Here is an 18234-nt window from a genome sequence, read left to right on the forward strand (position 1 = left end):
GACCGAAATGGTCGAACCCGCGTCTCGTCGCCAGCGAGAATGGATTGTGGGGCTGCAAGGTAAGCTTTGCGGGAATGAGCCTTAGGCTTTCTTGCCGCCCATCATCTCGACAATCTGGTCAAGCTGCTTGGAGGATCGCAGGTGCAGATCGCGCTGCGGATAGGGGATTTCGATCCCGTTTTCCTTGAACAGCTGCCACATGCGCATGTAGACGTCGCTGCGGATATTGGCGAGGCCTTCCTCCGGGTCCTGGATCCAGAACCGGATTTCGAAATCGACCGAATTGTCCCCGAAACCCATCAGATTCACACGCGGTTTGGGGAAGGGAAGGACGCGCGGTGTGTCCTCTACCGCCTTGTACAAAAGCTCCGTTACCAGATCGAGATCGCTGTCATAGGACACGCCCACAGGCGCCTTCACCCTCACATCCTTGGAACTGTAGGACCAGTTGACGACCTGATTGACCATCAGGTTCTCGTTGGGGATCAGGTGTTCGGTCTGATCGCGGGTGATGACGGAAATCGCACGAATGCCGATCTTGCGGATCTGCCCGACCGCTTCGTTTCCGGCTGCGTCGGTGACGGAGATGACGTCCCCCGGTTTGATCGACTTGTCGAGCAGCAGCAGGATTCCCGAAATCAGGTTGCCGAAGGTCTTTTGCAGGCCGAAACCGATGGCAAGACCGAATGCGCCGCCGAAGAAGGCAAGCGCGGTAAGGTCGATCCCCACCATGTCGACCGCGATGAAAAAGGCGAGCGTCCAGATCAGCACGGTGACCAGCTTTTCCGCCAGCACCTTTTGCGCTTCGTCGAAATGGCTGACATTGCGCAGCAGCTTTCGGGCGACCCGCGTCAGCGTCCAGGCGACGGTGATAACCAGCGCGATCGTGGCGACGACCAGCAGCACGTCGAACAACGAAACGCGAATATCGCCAAAGGTCAGCGCCCATTTGTCGAGAGCGTCGACGACTTCGGCCAGCGTCTCGCTTTGCGAAGCGATTGCCTGTTTGGAACCTTCGCCGATGCTCACAACCGCTTCGGGCGCGGGGGCTTCTTCCGCAAGGCTCCAGACCTGACCGGGCGGGACGATCGCAGGTGCAGCCTCGGTTGCAGGAGTGGCTTCGGCAGCAGGCGGTGTCGGGGCGGTCATCAGATCTCCAGCTTGGCGAGGGCCTGTGCGAGGTCCGCGATCAGGTCTTCGGGGTCTTCGAGCCCAATCGATAGGCGAACGGCGGCGCGGATACCACCCTCGTGCCGGGTGGGGCTGCCCATCACGGTCCTGTATTCATGCGGGAAGATCGGCAAGGCGAGGCTTTCGAACCCGCCCCAGCTGTAGCCGATGCCAAAGTGCTCCAGCGCATCGACAAGCTGCCCGGACGCATCCGGAGCGTCGGTTGCCAGAACGAAGCTGAACAAGCCGCAGCCGCCGGTGAAATCGCGCGCCCACAAATCATGCCCCGGAGCGCCCTGAAGCATCGGGCACAGCACCTTGGCAACCTGCGGCTGATCCGACAGCCAGCGAGCGATATGCAGCGCGTTGGCAGTCGATTTTTCGAGCCTGATGCCCATGGTGCGCAATCCGCGCGCGGCCAGCGCGGCATCGTCAGGCGACACCACCTGTCCCAGCTGGTGCGATGTGCGGCGCAAGGCCCGATACCAGCGTTCCCCCGCGCTGCACGAACCCATCATCAGGTCCGAATGTCCGCCGACATGCTTCGACAGGCTTTGCATCACGATGTCGCAGCTGTGTTCGAGCGCGGCAAAGCCGAGCGCGCTGGCCCAGGTGTTGTCGATCATAGTGACGGCCCCGGCATCGCGCGCGATCGCGGCGAGTGCGGGGGTGTCGCAAACTTCCATCGTCAGGCTGCCGGGACTTTCCAGCCAGACTGCCCGTGGGTTGGTCCGCCCGGCCAGTGCCTTGAAGCCAGAGATATCCAACGGATCGAAGAAATCATGCGTGATACCCATCCGCGCCAGCAGGCCGGTCGCCATGCTGCGCGAAGGGTCATAGCAATTGTCCGCCATCAGCAGGTGATCGCCCGGTTTCAGCACCGCCAGCATCGCCCCGGCAATTGCTGCGACACCGCTGGGGTAAAGCACTGTTCCATGCGCTCCCGGTTCGATCTCGGTCAGCGCCTCGGCCAGCGCCCATTGCGTCGGCGCGCCGCGCCTGCCGTAGAAGAACTGGCCGTCGGTGTCGTTCTTGCCCGCGGCCTTGCGATCCGCCTCGGTCTCGTAAAGGTGGGTCGAGGCGCGCCATACGGGCGGGTTGACGACCGGTCCGGTCCATTCCTTGCGCCGCCCTGCTGCGGCAAGCCGGGTTGCGGGCCGCGTATCCTTGCCCTTGCCGCTCATGCCGGGCCCTGCGCCTTGGGAGTGGAGGGATCGGCTTCCCATTCCTGCCAGCTGCCATCGTAAAGCGCCGCGTCATCAACCCCGATCAGGTGAAGCGCGAACAGCAGCACGCTGGCGGTAACTCCGCTGCCGCAAGAGGTGACAATCGGGCGGGACAGATCAATGCCCGCACCCTCGAATGCAGCGCGCAGATCAGCCGGCGATTTGAAGGTGCTGTCAGGATTGAAAACCTGTCCGAAGGGCAGGTTGAGCGCACCGGGAATCCGACCGTTCTGGCCGCCGTGGACCGGATCGATCCCGCTGCCAAACACCCGGTCCGCGCCGCGTGCGTCGAGCACCTGTTCGGCCTTGCTTTCGATATTGGCGAGCATTTCTGCCTTCGACCGCACACCTTTGGCCGGAGCAAGCTGCACAGGAGTCGTCGGAACAGCCTCTGCCATGCCGCTTTCCAGCGGCAAGCCTTCGGCGCGCCATTTGGCGAGGCCGCCATCCAGTATCGCCACATTATCCACGCGATGCGCCCTCAACGCGAACCATGCCCGCGCGGAGGTTTTCACATCGCTGTCGTCATAGATGATGATGAGGGTTGTGGGGCCGATACCAAGGGTCGCGAGGCGATGAGCAAGTTGCGCGGCATTGGGCAGGGCTGCGGGGACGGGCGAAGTCGGGTCGGTCAGGCTCGCCAGGTCCAGGAACAGCGCACCCGGAATGTGCGCGGCAGTGTATTCCGAAAGCGGATCACGACCCGCGGCTGGCAAGTGCCGCGATGCATCAAGCACCAAGAGATCGGGCTCGCCCAGATGCTCGGCCAGCCATGCGGTCGAAACAAGGCTTGAGAAAGGATTGCTCATTTCCCTTTGCTAGCGCGCCAGCGGGACAAGGCCAAGCGATCCTGCTTCAGGCCTCTTCGACTTCGGGCTGCTTGATCATTTGTGCGCGGAGCATCGGCAAGCCTCCCGGCGGCCCGTCGAGTGTCAACGGATGGACGCGAGTCTGGCTTGTTTCGCTTGGCGTGCCGACTACGAAAGTGCGGTTCATCGCCGGAAGTCCTGCGCCTTCGAGGGTGAAGTGAAGCAGCGGGATGAACAGCGGCTTCACCCCTTGCTGGATCAGGTTGATATCCGCGATCGGGACTTGCAGCGTGCCGGGAACGCGGCGGCTTTGCTGTGGCCCGAGCCGGTCGATTTCGCCAATCGGTTGCCCGCCGGCAATCGGCGGTGCATTGGAAGCGCCGCGCTGCGCCGATGCCAATTGGGCTGCGACCGAGAGATCGCGCACCGCCCCGTCGGAGCGGTTGGAGATTTCGAGCCGGAAATTGATCGTGAACATCATCACGCTGCGGGTTGCCCCTGTGATTTCCAGCGCGAGATCAATGCGCGGAGGTTCCGTCGGGACAGCAATCGTTTCCCGGTCTCGGCGTGATTTCGCAGTGTCTGCGGTCACCGGAGCGGGGTCAGGTGCCGGATCACTGGCTTCGGCCTGTGCTTCATCGCCCGCTTGTTCTGCCACATGCTCGGTCGGCACCTCGCTGCTGTCATCGGGTGCACTGTCGCGTTCCCGGATGATCCGGTGCACGCCGTAGGCAAGCGACGGGCCGTCCGTCGCGCTCTCGGCCGCTTCGATCCGCCGCCGTCGCCAGTAAAGGCCGGCGAGCATCAGCGTGAGCAATGCCATGATCCCCAGACCGACATAGGTCTGGTTTCGCAGCGCCATCGCCCCCACGGTTTCTAGGCTTGCCGTCAACCCGTCCGCAGGCGTGACATCGTTCCGCGGGGTCTGACCGATTGCGTCTCCGGCCTCCCCGTCAGGGCTGACATCATACCAGTCGTTCGGCCCGATCGGTGCCTCGTCGGGGTTCGGAAGCAGTTCGGTGTCAAAGCCGGGCGTAACCAGCGGGCCGGCCCCGGCCCCGGTATCCGGGATGTCGCGAGGCACTGGTGAAGCCGTGGGTGCCGCGCTTGGTGTGGAGGCAGGAGCCGCGACTGGTCGCGGGCGCGACGCCGATGCGGTTGGCGTGGGCGTTGGAGTAGGGCGCGGCGCAGGCGTGGCCGCCGTCCTTGCGGGCGCACGCGTTGCGCTTGGCGCGGGCGTGGGCGTCGGGGTGGGAGCCGGCGTTGCCGCCCTCACGGGCGCTTGGGTCGCCTGCGGTTGGGGCTGGGGTTGCGGCGTCGGCTGTGCCTGCGGGATGATGCGCGGGCCAATGCGCACACCAGCGCGTTCATCGGCTGGCCCTTGTGGGCGCGGTGTCGGCGTCGGCGTGGGTTCCGGCAGTGAAAAGCCGGGCGTTCCCTGCGCCGAACCTACCGCGGGAACAAGCGCGATTGTCAGCGCGATCGCGCTCGATGCAATTGCAAGCCGCGCAAAGCGGTGACGGGGAAACGGGGGCGGTTTCAAACGGTTCATGGCGCGTCGAATGCGGTTCGGTAGCGGGGGCTGCGGGTTATCACATAGGAGGTTGGCGCGCCGCGTCCAGTTACTCGCTTGCAACCGGTATCCTTTCGCGGCAACAGCGCGGCATGGAAAGCACACCCGAAAACACCGCTCCCAAGCCCGCCTTTCTCGGAAAGGACACTCCGCTGCCCGCTTCTCCCGAAGAAGCGATGCTGGATTATGTCCCCAACCCGCGCAAGGGGGCGTTGTATCTGGTGCGGTTCGCCGCGCCCGAATTCACCTCGCTTTGCCCGGTCACGAATCAGCCGGATTTCGCACATCTCGTGATCGACTACGCACCCGGCGATACCATCGTCGAATCCAAGAGCCTCAAGCTGTTCCTGGGCAGTTTCCGCAATCACAACGGCTTCCACGAGGATGTGACAGTGGGAATCGGGCAACGTTTGGCAAAAGAAATGTCGCCTCGCTGGTTAAGGATTGGCGGGTATTGGTACCCTCGCGGAGGTATCCCGATCGACGTGTTTTGGCAGACGGGCGCTCCGCCCGAAGGGCTGTGGGTGCCGGATCAGGGCGTCGCGTCCTACAGAGGGCGCGGCTGAATCCGAACCTCCGCAAGGCATTTCATGCGCGCCCTGCGACCGGGCGAACATGCTTACCAAAGCGGTGAGTTTATTTGTAAATTTACTATATAGCGCCCACCGTACCTTCTTAATATTCCAGTAAGTAAAGCTGCATGGGCCCTTATCGAAAGGGTCGCGATCCTTCGCGCGCGTTGTGCGCGGGAAAACCCTTTTGATCGACCGAACTACCCCCAAGGCCATTCAAGAGGCAGAAAATGACAACTTCAGTTTCAACCAAGGTTCGTACCATCGGCGGCGCTTCAATGCTCGGCCTGTCAGCGAGCCTGACCGGCACAGCGCTGGCGCAGATGGCTCCCGCGCCGCTGGTGGCTGCTCCGACGCCGACGGCTCCCACGCCGCCAGCCAACGCGGCCGAGTGCGTCGTGATCAGCGGCACGGTTGTCTGCCCTCCGGGAACCGATCCCGACGGCTTCTTTGACCTGAGCGACAATCCGCTTGGCCTTGATATCCAGGACGGCGCCGTGGTGCAGGGGCCGGTGATCATCACCGGCGCGGTGACCGGAGCTGTCGATGGATCGATCCAGACCGGCGCGGACGGGGATGGCGGCCTTGCCACAGGAGCAGGCTCAGATGTCACCATCGGCGGCTTTATCCAGACCGATGGCCAGTTCTCGGTAGCGGTTGAAGCGGGTGACGGATCGAGCGTGATCAACGACGGCACGATCTACACCACAGGGGACAACTTCTCGGACGCGGTCTCGCTTGGCGCGGACAGCAGCTTCACCAACAACGGCCTGGTGCAGACTGACGGGGCGGAAAGCTTTGGCGTGTTCGGCCCGGCCAGCGGGATCAACGTCACCAATTCGGTCACCGGTTCGATCATTACCAGCGGCACCGGTTCGGCTGCCGTCGGCCTGCTCGACAATGCGGTGGTGAACAACGCCGGTCTGGTTCAGACCTTCGGCGATTTCTCGGTCGGGATCGACACGCAGGAATCGGGCAGCGTCACCAACAGCGGCAATATCGCGACCGCGGGCGAGGAAAGCTTCGGGATCGGCGTGCGCGACGGCAGCAGTGTCACCAACAGCGGGTCGATCACCACTTCGGGCGAGATTGCGCACGGGATCAGCGCGATCACCAACACCACCATCGTCAACACCGGCTCCATCACCACCAGCGGCGATTTCGCATCGGGTGTCAGCGGGCTCGCCAACACCGATCTGTCGAACAGCGGCACCATCGCCACCAGCGGCGTGCTGGCTGACGCGGTATCGGTGCGCGGCGGCAGCGTCGTTTCGAACAGCGGCACGATCTCGACTTCGGGCGACGAAGCGATCGCCGTTTTCGGCTTTGGCAACAATGTCAGCATCACCAACACCGCAGCAGGCAACATCACCACCGATGGCCTTGCCGGCTTCGGCATCGTGGTGCTCGACGGCGCGACGGTAGTGAATGACGGTGCAATCGCCACCACGGGCGAATTCGGCATCGCCATCGATACACAGGAAGCGGCGGACGTCACCAACAACGGATCGATCACCACCGCAGGCGATGAAGGTGTCGGCATCGGCGTTCGCAGCGACAGCAGCGTCACCAACACGGGTTCGATCAACACCGCCGGCACCGAGGCGCATGGTATCGTCGCGCTTAACACCGCGACTATCGTCAATTCGGGTTCGGTCGACACCACCGGCGACACCGCATTCGGCATTCGCGCGCTTGCCGATGCCCAGATCACGAACAGCGGCGATGTGGCGACAGCGGGCGCAGGTTCGCGCGCGCTTTCGGTGACTTCGGGCGCGACGGTCAACAACAGCGGAACGCTTTCCACATCGGGCGACGGGTCCTTCGCGCTTGGCGCCACGGACGGGCTGACGCTGGTGAACTCCGGCTCGATCGAGACGACCGGCAATTCCCGCGCCATCGACGCCCGCGACGGGGCGACGATCACCAACGAAGCGGGCGGCACGATCTCTGCCGCCGGCACATCCGACACGATCCAGACGGGCGCAAACCTTACGCTGGTGAACAATGGCACGATTACGAACATCGGTGTCGATACCAAGGTGATCGACGCTGGCGACGGGCTTTCCGTGACCAATAACGGCCTGATCACTTCCGACTGGAAAGGGATCGAGGGCGAGGCGAACTTCACTCTCACCAACTCTGCCACCGGCCGCATCGTCAGCAATCTCGACGAAGCGGTGGAGGCTGACGGTCCGGGGCTTGTCGTCATCAACGACGGCGAAATCATCGCCCCCAATGACGACGCGATCGACGGCGGCGACAATGTCACGATCACCAACACCGGCCTGATCCAGGGCGGTCAGAACGACGGGCTTGAGCTGAATTCGGGCACGATCACCAACTCGGGCACGATCGAAAGCCTCTCGAGCGATCCCAACGGTTCGCTGGTGATCGGCGGCACCACTCCGGAGCTTGATGCGGCGATCGATTTTGATGCGGGAACCGACGGCAATGAAGACGGCGTGGTGACGAACCTTGCCGGCGGCATCATCCGGGGTGACATCGGCATCGTCGCGTCGTCGGGCAATCAGGACAGCCCCGACACCAACGATGGCAGCCAGCAGGTCGTCAACTTCGGCACGATCATCGGCCGGATGGGCGATGCGGCGCTGCTCGGCAATGGCAACGATGAATTCCAGCAATGGACCGGCGCCAGCGTCACCGGCAACATCGATCTCGAAGCAGGCGACGATAGCTTCATCCTCGAAGGCAGTGCATCGAGCGTCGCGGGTTCGATCTTCGGCGGACTGGGCAACGATACCGCGATCATCGCAGGCACCCTTGATGCCGACAATTTCTTCGGCTTCGAAACCTACCAGTTCGGCTCCGACCTCGGCGGCACGCTCAATGACGCGCGGATCGTCGGGGATCGCACGGTTGATGGCGATGTCGTGATCGTGGGCGAGGTCGTGCTGGGGCTGGGCGTGGATTCGCTCACTTCCACCGGCGCGATGACGCTGGAAAACACAGCAGTCATCACGATCGAGACGCCGCTGGACGTGGCGCTGATCGGCCAGACCGTCACCGTGCTGCAGGACGGCACCGGCTTCACCGACAATGGCGCGGTCATCAACATCATCGATGACGATCTGCTAGTCGATTACGTCCCCGTCCTCGGTTCGCTGGCGGTGCAGGTCAACGCGGTGAACCCGCTGGCCAATGCGACCGATCCCAATGTCGCGGCCTTCGGCCTCGGCCTGACGGGCGGCTTGAACGCGGGCACGCTGAGCCAGGCCAACTTCGACCTGGTCAACAACCTGCCCGATTTCGACGCCTATCAGGCGCTGGCGCTGGATGCGCTGCCCAACCTCAACGAAGGAGCGGGCCGCGAAATCTTCGAAAGCTCCAGCGCGGCGAGCGATGCGCTCAACCGCCATCTGTTGAGCGACGAGTCGGGCGTGTGGGGTGAATTCATCCTGCGTGGCGCCGATCAGGACGGCTTCTCGGCATCGCAGGGCGGATACGAAAGCAGCCAGACGATCTTCACCGTCGGGGGTGATTTCGTGTTCGGCGAAATGGGGCAGATCGGCGTGCTCGCCAGCTATGCCGATATCGAGAATGACGATCTCGGCGCGAATGGCGCGCTGCGCGGCCAGACCGATATCGAAAGCATCAAGCTGGGCGTTTACGTCGCCACCAGCTTTGCCGAACGCGGCTTCCTGAATGGCGAGGTCGCCTATCTCACCGGTGAGATCGAAAGCACCCGCGCAGGCGCGCTGGGGACGATCAACTCGGCGCAGGATTTCGACGGCTTTGCCTATAGCGCGGTCGCCGGGTTCGACCTGCTGCCCGACGAAAATGTTTCGCTGACCCCGTCCGTGGGGATCAACGGCGCGACGATCAGCTTTGACGATGCGGTCGAAGCGGGCGGTTTCGGCCTTACCGTGGCCCGCGACGATGCGGAGTTCTTCGAGCTGCGCGGCGGAATCGAATTCGGGGCGCGGGTTTCGGACAAGGTCGACGGTTTCGTGCGCGGCACGATCATCCACGACCTGTCCGACGATCAGCGGCTGGTCACGCTCAGTTCGGCCCAGCTCACGCCGTTCACCACGGTGCTGCCGCTGCGCGAACAGGACCGGTTCGAGCTTGCCGCCGGGGCCAGCGTCGACGTCACACAGAACGTGTCGTTCGAACTGGGCTATCTTGGCGACTTTGCCGATGGCTACGATGCCCATTCGGCGCATGTGACGGCGCGCATCGCGTTCTGAGGCGAATCCCGTCCGGCAAGAAGGCCCGGCTGCGCAAGCGGCCGGGCCTTTTGTCGTCAAGGGCAGGGCGTGCCGGAATGGGTGGGGGAAATGGTGCCGGTTAGAGGATTCGAACCCCTGGCCTGATGATTACAAATCAACTGCTCTACCAACTGAGCTAAACCGGCCCGATACGCGCGAATGATCGCCGCGAGATCAAGTCGCAGCCCGCTAGCCGAAAGCGGGGACAAAAGTCCAGAGCGCAAAATCCGCCGCTTGCCGAACGCACTTGGCGCTTGGTCGATGATCCGCCTCACAGGCTTGCCATCGCTGACGTTAAGATACATCTTAGCGACAGAACAAAGGGGCTGATGGTGGACGAAGACCTCAAGAAACAGATGCTGTTCGAGCAGAATGAGAAGTCCAAGGGGGTGGCTTACCTCCTGTGGCTGTTCCTTGGCTGGCTGGGCGTGCACCGGATGTATGCGGGCAAGACAAAGTCAGGGATTGCGCAGATGCTGCTCAGCTTCACCGTGGTGGGTTTCGTGCTGGTGACGCTGTGGTGGTGGATCATCGACGCGTTCCTCATCCCCGGCATGATCAATGAGCGCAATCTCAAGACGATCGACATGATCTATGGCCCTGAGAAAAAGGGCGGTGCGGCGCCTGGCGAACCTGGTCAAATCCCGACCGAACTGGATGCCAAGCGCCAGGCCATGCTCGAAGACCTGCGCGCCACCGGCTACAAGAAAGAGCGCCGCGACAGCTTCTCCGAACTCTATCGCTAGAAATTTGACCACACCGAGGAGTTCGCCCGGATGGGCGAACGCCAACTACAGCGCTCCGAACGTCCAGCCTTCGGTCCAAGCGATCTCGGCGGTCAGGAAACGCGGTTCCCACCGCCGTTTGTCCTTGGCCGCCTTGCGCAGCCATGCCGCCGTCAGCAGCGCGTCGGACGAATGATCGTCCACCTCGCCATATTGTCGCACCGGTGGGCTCCCCAAGGCCTCCAGCGCGACGTTGAGATCGCCATAGGTCAGCAATTTGGTGCGCGCCCCGCTGAGCGTGGCGGCCTCTTTCGAAGCGAGGCCGGTGTAGATTTCTACCAGCAGCGATCCGCCCTTTTTGATCATGCGATCAGGCACCGGGTCCATCGGCCACACCGGCAGATGTCCGCGCAACTGGTGGAGCATGCGCATCCCCGTAAGCGAGCTCTTGCCGACCTGCGCCGCGCCGACGAGGTTGAAATTGCTAACCGGGCGGCACTTCATCCGGCGCTGGGCGATTTCGGCCTCGCGAAAACGCCCTTCGCGGGTGATCGCATCGGGCAGGTGGAAATGTTCGCCTTCGTCATCTTTGCCGTGGCGGAAGTATTCGCGCGCCTGCGGGTGATCGAGAAAGCTGTGCGCGCCCAGATGCGGATCGTCGGCGCAAATCTCGTCGATGAGCGCCCAAAGCTTCTTGGCATGGGTCGGTGAACGATCCCAGCCGGGAAAGAAAGCACCCGCATCGTTGAACGGCAGCGATATGCCGAGGTCCACGCCGACGAGCGTGTTGGCGGGCAGATCGTCGCGCAGGATCGAGAGCACTTCGGTGCGCGACCATCCGCCGCTGGGCGGTTCGACCAATACCGGCGGCCCGTCGGGTTCGGCGATGGCAAGCGCGATGCCGGAATGATGCTCTCCCTTGGCCCCCGACCAGTCGACGGCGAGGAAATGGTCAAATTCGCGGGTCATGTGTGTTCTCCCGCTCCGCCCTCAGCCGGTCCCAATACGCAATCCTCTCGTGCACCTTGCGCTCGAACCCGCGTTCGACCGGCTCGTAGAAGGTCTGCGGCTCCATCTCTTCGGGCCAGTAATTGTCGCCCGAAAAGGCTTCTTCGGCCTCATGATCGTAGGAATAGCCAGCGCCATAGCCGATGTCCTTCATCAGTTTGGTCGGCGCGTTGAGGATATTGGCGGGCGGCATCAGCGATCCGGTTTCGCGCGCGGCCTTGAACGCGGATTTCTGCGCGGCATAGGCGGCGTTCGATTTGGGTGCGGTGGCGCAGTAAAGGCAGGCCTGCACGATGGCGAGTTCGCCTTCGGGGCTGCCAAGGAACTGATAGGCCTCCTTCGCCGCAAGGCACTGAGTCAGCGCCTGCGGATCGGCAAGGCCGATATCCTCGCTGGCGAACCGCACGAGGCGGCGCAGGACATAGAGCGGTTCCTCGCCCGCGGTCAGCATCCTTGCGAGATAATAGAGCGCAGCCTGCGGGTCGCTGCCCCTCAGCGATTTGTGCAGCGCGCTGATCAGATTGTAATGCCCGTCGCGATCCTTGTCATAGACGGCGACGCGGCGTTGCAGGAACTTGGCAAGCGCTTGCGGGTCGAGCGGTTCGGTCAGCCCGGCATTGTAGAGCGTTTCGGCTTGGCCCAGCAGGAACCGCCCGTCGCCATCGGCGCTGGCGATCAGAGCGGTGCGGGCTTCGGGAGTAAGGGGCAGGGGGCTTTCCAGCGCCTCGGCCCGCGCCAGCAGCGCTTCGAGCGCGTCATGCCCCAGCCGTTCAAGGATCAGGACCTGCGCCCGGCTGAGCAATGCCGCGTTGAGCGCGAAGCTGGGGTTTTCGGTGGTCGCGCCCACCAGCGTCACCGTGCCGCGTTCGACAAAGGGGAGGAAGCCGTCCTGCTGTGCGCGGTTGAACCGGTGGATCTCGTCCACGAACAACAGCGTCTTCTGACCCGCCTGCGCCATGCGGTCTGCCTCGGCAAAGGCTTTCTTGAGGTCTGCAACCCCTGAAAACACTGCGCTGATCGAGACGAAGCGTATTCCCACCGCATCTGCGAGCAGCCGGGCGATGCTCGTCTTGCCGGTGCCGGGCGGGCCCCACAGGATCATGCTCGACAGCTTGCCGGCATTCACCATCCGCCCGATCGCGCCTTCGGGGCCGGTGAGATGTTCCTGGCCGATCACCTCATCGAGGGTGCGCGGGCGAAGCCGGTTGGCCAGCGGCGCGTCATCGCGCGGCGCGTCTTCTCTGGCCGGAGCGGGCGGGGCATCATTTCCGAACAAGTCTGCCATTTGTCAGGTGAGGTAAGCCCTTCGTCGGAAAAAGCCATACGGGACTTGTTTCGATAGGTCGAAGATATATCTTTAAACCAGAAAGACCTATCTGGAGGATGGTATGAATTGGAATAGAGGCGGTCGTGGCGGGTGGAACAACCTTGGCCCGATGATTGCGATGATGGCGGCTTCAGCGGCCAGCGAATGGGAAAGCGAAACTCGCGGATCGCGTCGGCGCGGGCGCGATTGGAGCGACGGTGACGAACGCCCCCGGCGCAAGCGGCGCGGACGGATGTTCGCGCAGGGCGAATTGCGCCTCGCGCTGCTGGCCCTGATCGAGCGCGAACCGCGCCACGGCTATGAACTGATCCGCGCGATCGAAGACATGACTGGCGGCAGCTACGCGCCTTCGCCCGGCGCGGTCTATCCGAAGCTGCAGATGCTCGAAGAAGAAGGCCAGATCAAACCGGCCAAGACCAAGTCGAGCGAAGACGACGAGGATGCCGGCGGCAAGAAGCCGTTCAAGGTCACCAAATCGGGCAAGGCCGAGCTGGAGGACCGCGCAGACGAGGTCGAAGAACTGATGGGCCGCCTTGGCGAACATGGCGAAAGGGCCGAGCGCGTGCGCGAGAAATCGCCTGATCTGTTCCGGGCAATGGGCAATCTCGCCAATGTGCTCAAGAACCGGGCCAAGGCCGGAAAGCTCGACCAGCAGACGATCGACCAGATCGTCGACATTATCGACGAGGTCGCCAAGCGTATCGAACGCTTGTGAGCAAGCCCGCACTGTGACATCCTCTTCACCGGGTCGGGTCGCACCGATACGGGGAGGGGATGATCATGAACAGCAGGCTGGGCGGACCGCCAAAGACGCCGTGGCACCTGTGGGTGGTTGGCGCGATTGCTGTGTTCTGGAACGCGTTCGGCGCGACCGATTACACCATGACGCAGCTGGGCAATATCGAATGGATCACCTCGATGGGTTTCGACGAGGCGACCGCGAAGACCATGCTCGATTTTCTGGGCGCTGCCCCGGCATGGGCCGATGCCGCATGGGCGCTGGGCGTATGGGGCGGTCTGGCGGGAGCCTTCCTGCTGCTGGCACGCAGCCGCTTTGCCATCTTCGCTTTCGCCGCTTCGATCGTGGGTGTGATCGGATCGATGGTCTATCAGGCAGGCGCCGATTATCCGCCCGAACTGGCCGAAATGGGCAACTCGCCCATGATGTACATCGTGCTGTCGATTGCCGTGCTGCTGCTGGCCTATTCGGTCTGGGTGCAGCGTTCGGGTGTGCTGAAGTAAGCGATCAGGCGGCGGCTTCGGCTGCCGCCTCTGCTTCCTGCAGGGCGCGCCGGTCTTCGATCAGGCGGATATAGGTGTCCGCGACGACCTGATTGATCGCTTCCCAGCTGTATTCCATGCTGCGTTCCTCACCCGCCGCGCCGTGTGCCTTGCGCAGCGCGGGATCGGTGCAATAGGGCGCGATTGCCTCTGCCAGACCTTCGCTGTCGGGAGCCTCCGCCCCCTTCTTTCCAACCAGCGGGACAAGCCGCCCGGTCACACCGTCGGTGACGAGGCTCGACGCCCCAGTGGCCCCTGCGGCGACGACCGGCAGGCCGCTCGCCATCGCTTCCAAAGTGACGTTGCCAAAGGTTTCGGTGATCGACGGGTTGAAGAAGATGTCCCCGCTTGCCAGCGCCTGACCCAGTTCGGCCCCGGTCTTGAACCCGGCGAAGATGCCGCCGGGCAGCGCATCCTGAAACCAGCCGCGCGCCGGGCCGTCGCCGATCACCAGCACCTTGTGCGGGATCTGCCGCTTGCGCAGCTGCACGATGGTTTCGGCAAAGACGTCCAGCCCCTTTTCCATCACCAGCCGGCCAAGGAACACGATGGCCACGTCATCATCTTCAAGGCCGAGGCTGCGGCGCCACTCGAGGTCGCGCCGTTCGCTGGAAAAGATCGTCCGGTCGACCCCGCGCGACCACAGGCTGATGTCGTCGTGCATGTCCATCGCCAGCAATTCGTCGATCATGCTCTGCGACGGAGCGACCAGCGCATCGCAGCGATTGTAGAAACGCCGCAGGATGCGGATCAGCAGCGGCTCAAGAAACGCCATGTTGTAATAGCGCGGATAGGTTTCGAACCGTGTGTGGACGCTGGCCAGAACGGGAATGTCCCAATCCTGCGCCCAACGCAGCGCCGCATGCCCTGCCGGATCGGGCGAGGATACGTGCACGATATTGGGCCGGAATTTTTCGAGATCGCGCCGCACTTTCGCGCCGAGGCCGGTGGGGAAGCGATATTCTCCGCGCCCGAACGGCATTCCGACCGATGGCGTGCCGACAAGATCGCCGGTCGGCTCGAACGCGGGCTCTGCCACTGTGGGCGAATAGACGCGCACCGCCGCGCCCTTGCCCAGAAGCGAGCCGACAAGGCGATTGAGCGCCTGGTTCGCGCCATCGCGAGTGTAGTTGTAGTTGCCGCTGAACAGGGCAATGCGGAGGTCGGAGGTGTCCATGATCGGAGCGCCTTTTAGGCGAGCGCGCTGCAGAATGCGAGAGGGGGGAGGAGGGTTTGTTATCCGCAGCCATGACGATGCCCGCGTCACAGAATGATTGACTCGTTCCCGCATCTCACTAAAGGCGGCTCCGGGCCACGCGGTCCCAACGCCGCGCGAGCTCTCTGCAAGGAGAGAATACATGACTGACTACGCACGCGGGCTCTTGCACGAGCCCCCGCTCAAGCCTGAGCGTCCGCAATTTTCATCCGGCCCGACGGTCAAGTTCCCCGGATGGTCCCTCGACAAATTGAAAACCGATTCGCTCGGGCGTTCGCACCGCTCCGCGCTGGGCAAGGCGCGTCTCAAATACGCGATCGACCTCACCCGCGAACTGCTGGGCGTGCCCGATGATTACCTGATCGGGATCATGCCCGCATCGGACACCGGCGCGCTCGAATGCGCGATGTGGACCATGCTCGATCCTGCGCGCCCGGTGACGGTCGCCGCGTGGGAAAGCTTTGGCAATGTGTGGATTCAGGATGCGGTGAAGCAGCTCAAGCTGCCCAACCTGCAAACCATGACCGCCGATTACGGCGAAATTCCCGATCTCACCACGATCCCGCAGCGCAACGATGTCGTCTTCACCTGGAACGGCACGACCTCGGGCGCAAAAATCCCGAACACCGACTGGTTGGAGCCGGGCCGCGAAGGGATCACCATCAACGACGCCACCAGCGCCATCTTCGCGATGGAGATGGACTGGGCAAAGCTCGATGCGACCACCTTCAGCTGGCAGAAGATCATGGGATCGGAAGCCCAGCACGGCATGCTGATCCTCAGCCCCAAGGCCGTGGCGCGGATCGAAAGCTATGATCCGGCATGGCCGCTGCCCAAGCTGTTCCGCCTGAAGAAGGGCGACAAGATCAACCAGGGCATTTTCGTCGGCGAAACGATCAACACGCCGTCGATGCTGGCAACCGAAGATTACATCGCCGCGCTCGAATGGGCGAAGTCGATCGGCGGGCGCAAGGCCCTGTTCGAACGCGCTGACCGTAACGCCAAGATCGTCAAGGACTGGATCGAGGCGAAGCCGTGGCTGAAGAACATGGTTTCCGACCCGGCCAAGCGCACCAACACCGGCGTCTGCATGAAGTTCACCGGCGAATGGTACGACAGCCTGTCGCCTGAAGATCAGGCCGCGGTGCCCAAGAAGATCGTCAAGCTGCTGGAAGAACGCCACGTCGGCTATGACTTCAACGGCTATCGCGACGCACCGCCGTCCCTGCGCATCTGGTGCGGCGGCACGGTCGAGGCGGAGGATATCGAACGCCTCCTGCCGTGGATCGAATGGGCCTACGAAACCGTCAAGAACGGCTGACCTCATCCTTGCGCCCCCGCCAGCGGCGGGGCGCTCTCCCGTGCATCAACCCCAGCAGACTGGGCTCCTGTAATCGCAGGAGCGCACACAGGAATTTACCATGACCAAACCCAAAGTACTCATCTCTGACAAGATGGACCCGAACGCCGCACGCATTTTCGAAGAGCGCGGTTGCGATGTCGATGTGATCACCGGCGAAACTCCCGAAGAACTGACCGCCCGCATCGGCGAATACGATGGCCTCGCCATCCGTTCCTCGACCAAGGTGACCAAGGCGATCCTTGACGCGGCGACCAATCTGAAGGTCATCGGCCGCGCCGGGATCGGGGTGGACAACGTCGATATCCCCTGCGCCAGTTCCAAAGGCGTGGTGGTGATGAACACCCCGTTCGGCAACTCGATCACCACCGCAGAACACGCAATCGCGCTGATGTTCGCGCTGGCGCGGCAAATTCCCGACGCCAATGTCCAGACGCAGGCGGGCGAATGGCCCAAGAGCGGCTTTATGGGCGTGGAACTGACCAACAAGACGCTGGGCCTGATCGGGGCGGGCAACATCGGCTCGATCGTCGCCAGCCGCGCGCTTGGCCTCAAGATGAAGGTGATCGCCTATGATCCCTTCCTGACGGAGGATCGCGCGGTGGAAATGGGCGTGGAGAAGGTCGACCTCGACACGCTGCTGTCGCGCGCCGATTTCGTCACGCTGCACACCCCGCTGACAGATGAAACCCGCAACATCCTCAGCCGCGAACGGCTCGAAGGGGCGAAGAAGGGCATCCGCATCATCAACTGCGCGCGCGGCGGGCTGATTGACGAGGCGGCGCTGAAGGATTGCCTCGAAAGCGGCCAGGTCGCAGGGGCGGCATTGGATGTGTTCGCGGTTGAACCGGCGAAGGAAAACCCGCTGTTCGGCGCACCCAACTTCATCTGCACCCCGCACCTTGGCGCATCGACAACCGAAGCGCAGGTCAATGTCGCCTTGCAGGTGGCCGAACAGATGGCCGATTACCTCGTCAACGGCGGCGTCACCAACGCGCTCAACATGCCTTCGCTATCGGCGGAAGAAGCGCCCAAGCTGAAGCCTTACATGGCGCTCGCCGAAAAGCTCGGCAGCCTTGTCGGGCAGCTGGCGCACGGCAATCTGACCAAGATCAGCATCGAACGCGAAGGCGCGGCGGCTGAGCTTTCGGGCAAGCCGATCACCGGCGCGGTGCTGGCGGGCTTCATGCGCCGCTATTCGGACACTGTGAACATGGTCAATGCGCCGTTCCTCGCCAAGGAGCGCGGGCTGGAAGTGTCGGAAATCCGCCAGACCCGCGATGGCGCGTTCAACACGCTGATCCGCGTTTCGGTCGAAACCGAGCAGGGCACGCGTTCCGTCGCGGGGACGCTGTTCGGCAAGGACGCACCGCGTCTGGTCGAGATTTTCGGCATCGGCATCGAAGCCGATCTGGATGGCCACATGCTGTACGTCGTCAACGACGACAAGCCGGGCTTCATCGGCCGCATCGGCACGCTGCTGGGATCGAAGGGCATCAACATCGGCACCTTCAACCTCGGTCGCCGGGATGCAGGCTGCGAAGCGGTGCTGCTGCTGAGCCTCGACGAAGAAGTCGGCCCTGACGTGATCGCCGAAGCCGCCGGGGTCGAAGGGGTCAAGACAGTCAAGGCACTGAGCTTCTGATCATGCAATTCGCCACCCGGATGCGGTCGCCTCCGTCGCCGGGTGGCAAACCCCTTCACGCCTTTGTGAATGATCGCTAAGCGCGCATGC

At 63.1% G+C, this 18234-nt stretch carries 15 protein-coding genes and 1 tRNA gene; 8 read left to right on the plus strand and 8 right to left on the minus strand.

Annotated features, from left to right (window positions below):
• Positions 1–81 precede the first annotated feature (81 nt).
• Genes L1K66_RS07005 through L1K66_RS07020 form a run of 4 tightly spaced genes read right to left on the minus strand, consistent with a single transcriptional unit; the run spans position 82 to position 4289 of the window.
• Positions 82–1149, minus strand: coding sequence for a mechanosensitive ion channel family protein (locus tag L1K66_RS07005; RefSeq protein ID WP_252260220.1), 1068 nt, complete (start codon positions 1147–1149; stop codon positions 82–84).
• Entirely contained in the window at positions 1149–2354 is a 1206-nt protein-coding gene (gene metC, locus L1K66_RS07010; RefSeq protein WP_252260221.1) for a cystathionine beta-lyase, read from the minus strand. Before metC ends, L1K66_RS07005 begins: the two co-directional genes overlap by 1 nt.
• Positions 2351–3205 carry a sulfurtransferase gene (locus L1K66_RS07015; protein ID WP_252260222.1) on the minus strand — a complete coding sequence of 285 codons (855 nt, stop codon included), beginning with the start codon at positions 3203–3205 and terminating at the stop codon, positions 2351–2353. The genes metC and L1K66_RS07015 overlap by 4 nt, the downstream gene beginning before the upstream one ends.
• Before the next feature lie 46 nt (positions 3206–3251).
• Positions 3252–4289, minus strand: a complete 1038-nt coding sequence (locus L1K66_RS07020) for a hypothetical protein (RefSeq protein WP_252260600.1) — start codon at positions 4287–4289, stop codon at positions 3252–3254.
• Here L1K66_RS07020 and L1K66_RS07025 point away from each other — a divergent pair.
• From L1K66_RS07025 to L1K66_RS07035, 3 genes are all read left to right on the plus strand, one after another.
• Positions 4276–4725 (plus strand): hypothetical protein, encoded by a 450-nt coding sequence (locus L1K66_RS07025; RefSeq protein WP_252260601.1) that lies wholly within the window; start codon positions 4276–4278, stop codon positions 4723–4725. The genes L1K66_RS07020 and L1K66_RS07025 overlap by 14 nt on opposite strands.
• A 145-nt stretch (positions 4726–4870) precedes the next feature.
• On the plus strand, positions 4871–5344 hold the full coding sequence (gene queF / locus L1K66_RS07030; protein WP_034952529.1) for a preQ(1) synthase: 474 nt from the start codon (positions 4871–4873) through the stop codon (positions 5342–5344).
• Positions 5345–5580: 236 nt separating this feature from the next.
• Entirely contained in the window at positions 5581–9561 is a 3981-nt protein-coding gene (locus L1K66_RS07035) for a beta strand repeat-containing protein (protein WP_252260223.1), read from the plus strand.
• A gap of 91 nt (positions 9562–9652) precedes the next feature.
• Here the strand turns inward: L1K66_RS07035 and L1K66_RS07040 are convergent.
• A tRNA-Thr gene (locus tag L1K66_RS07040) sits at positions 9653–9728 on the minus strand.
• A 183-nt stretch (positions 9729–9911) separates the two neighbouring features.
• Here L1K66_RS07040 and L1K66_RS07045 point away from each other — a divergent pair.
• Positions 9912–10328, plus strand: a complete 417-nt coding sequence (locus L1K66_RS07045) for a TM2 domain-containing protein (RefSeq protein WP_252260224.1) — start codon at positions 9912–9914, stop codon at positions 10326–10328.
• Between the two features lie 45 nt (positions 10329–10373).
• Here the strand turns inward: L1K66_RS07045 and L1K66_RS07050 are convergent, their stop codons facing one another.
• Positions 10374–11276, minus strand: a complete 903-nt coding sequence (locus L1K66_RS07050; RefSeq protein ID WP_252260225.1) for a hypothetical protein — start codon at positions 11274–11276, stop codon at positions 10374–10376.
• The gene (locus tag L1K66_RS07055) at positions 11260–12600 is read right to left on the minus strand and encodes a replication-associated recombination protein A (protein ID WP_252260226.1); all 1341 of its coding nucleotides are present in this window, start codon (positions 12598–12600) and stop codon (positions 11260–11262) included. Before L1K66_RS07055 ends, L1K66_RS07050 begins: the two co-directional genes overlap by 17 nt.
• 103 nt (positions 12601–12703) lie before the next feature.
• On the opposite strand from L1K66_RS07055, the gene L1K66_RS07060 reads away from it, so the two are divergent.
• Together L1K66_RS07060 and L1K66_RS07065 are read left to right on the plus strand one after the other, a co-directional pair.
• Positions 12704–13357 (plus strand): PadR family transcriptional regulator, encoded by a 654-nt coding sequence (locus L1K66_RS07060; protein ID WP_252260227.1) that lies wholly within the window; start codon positions 12704–12706, stop codon positions 13355–13357.
• 65 nt (positions 13358–13422) lie between these two features.
• Positions 13423–13884: a hypothetical protein gene (locus L1K66_RS07065; protein WP_252260228.1), complete on the plus strand. Its 462-nt coding sequence runs from the start codon at positions 13423–13425 to the stop codon at positions 13882–13884.
• A 4-nt stretch (positions 13885–13888) separates the two neighbouring features.
• Here the strand turns inward: L1K66_RS07065 and L1K66_RS07070 are convergent, their stop codons facing one another.
• A complete protein-coding gene (locus L1K66_RS07070) occupies positions 13889–15100 on the minus strand; it encodes a glycosyltransferase family 4 protein (protein ID WP_252260229.1) in 1212 nt (403 codons plus the stop codon).
• Positions 15101–15281: 181 nt separating this feature from the next.
• Here L1K66_RS07070 and L1K66_RS07075 point away from each other — a divergent pair, with 181 nt between their 5' ends.
• Both L1K66_RS07075 and serA read left to right on the plus strand, forming a co-directional pair.
• On the plus strand, positions 15282–16460 hold the full coding sequence (locus tag L1K66_RS07075; RefSeq protein ID WP_034952542.1) for a phosphoserine transaminase: 1179 nt from the start codon (positions 15282–15284) through the stop codon (positions 16458–16460).
• A gap of 100 nt (positions 16461–16560) precedes the next feature.
• Entirely contained in the window at positions 16561–18144 is a 1584-nt protein-coding gene (serA, locus tag L1K66_RS07080) for a phosphoglycerate dehydrogenase (RefSeq protein ID WP_252260230.1), read from the plus strand.
• Positions 18145–18234 lie beyond the last annotated feature (90 nt).

Origin of the sequence: Erythrobacter aurantius (assembly GCF_023823125.1) — a bacterium.
In the GTDB taxonomy this organism is placed as follows: Bacteria; Pseudomonadota; Alphaproteobacteria; order Sphingomonadales; family Sphingomonadaceae; genus Erythrobacter; species Erythrobacter aurantius.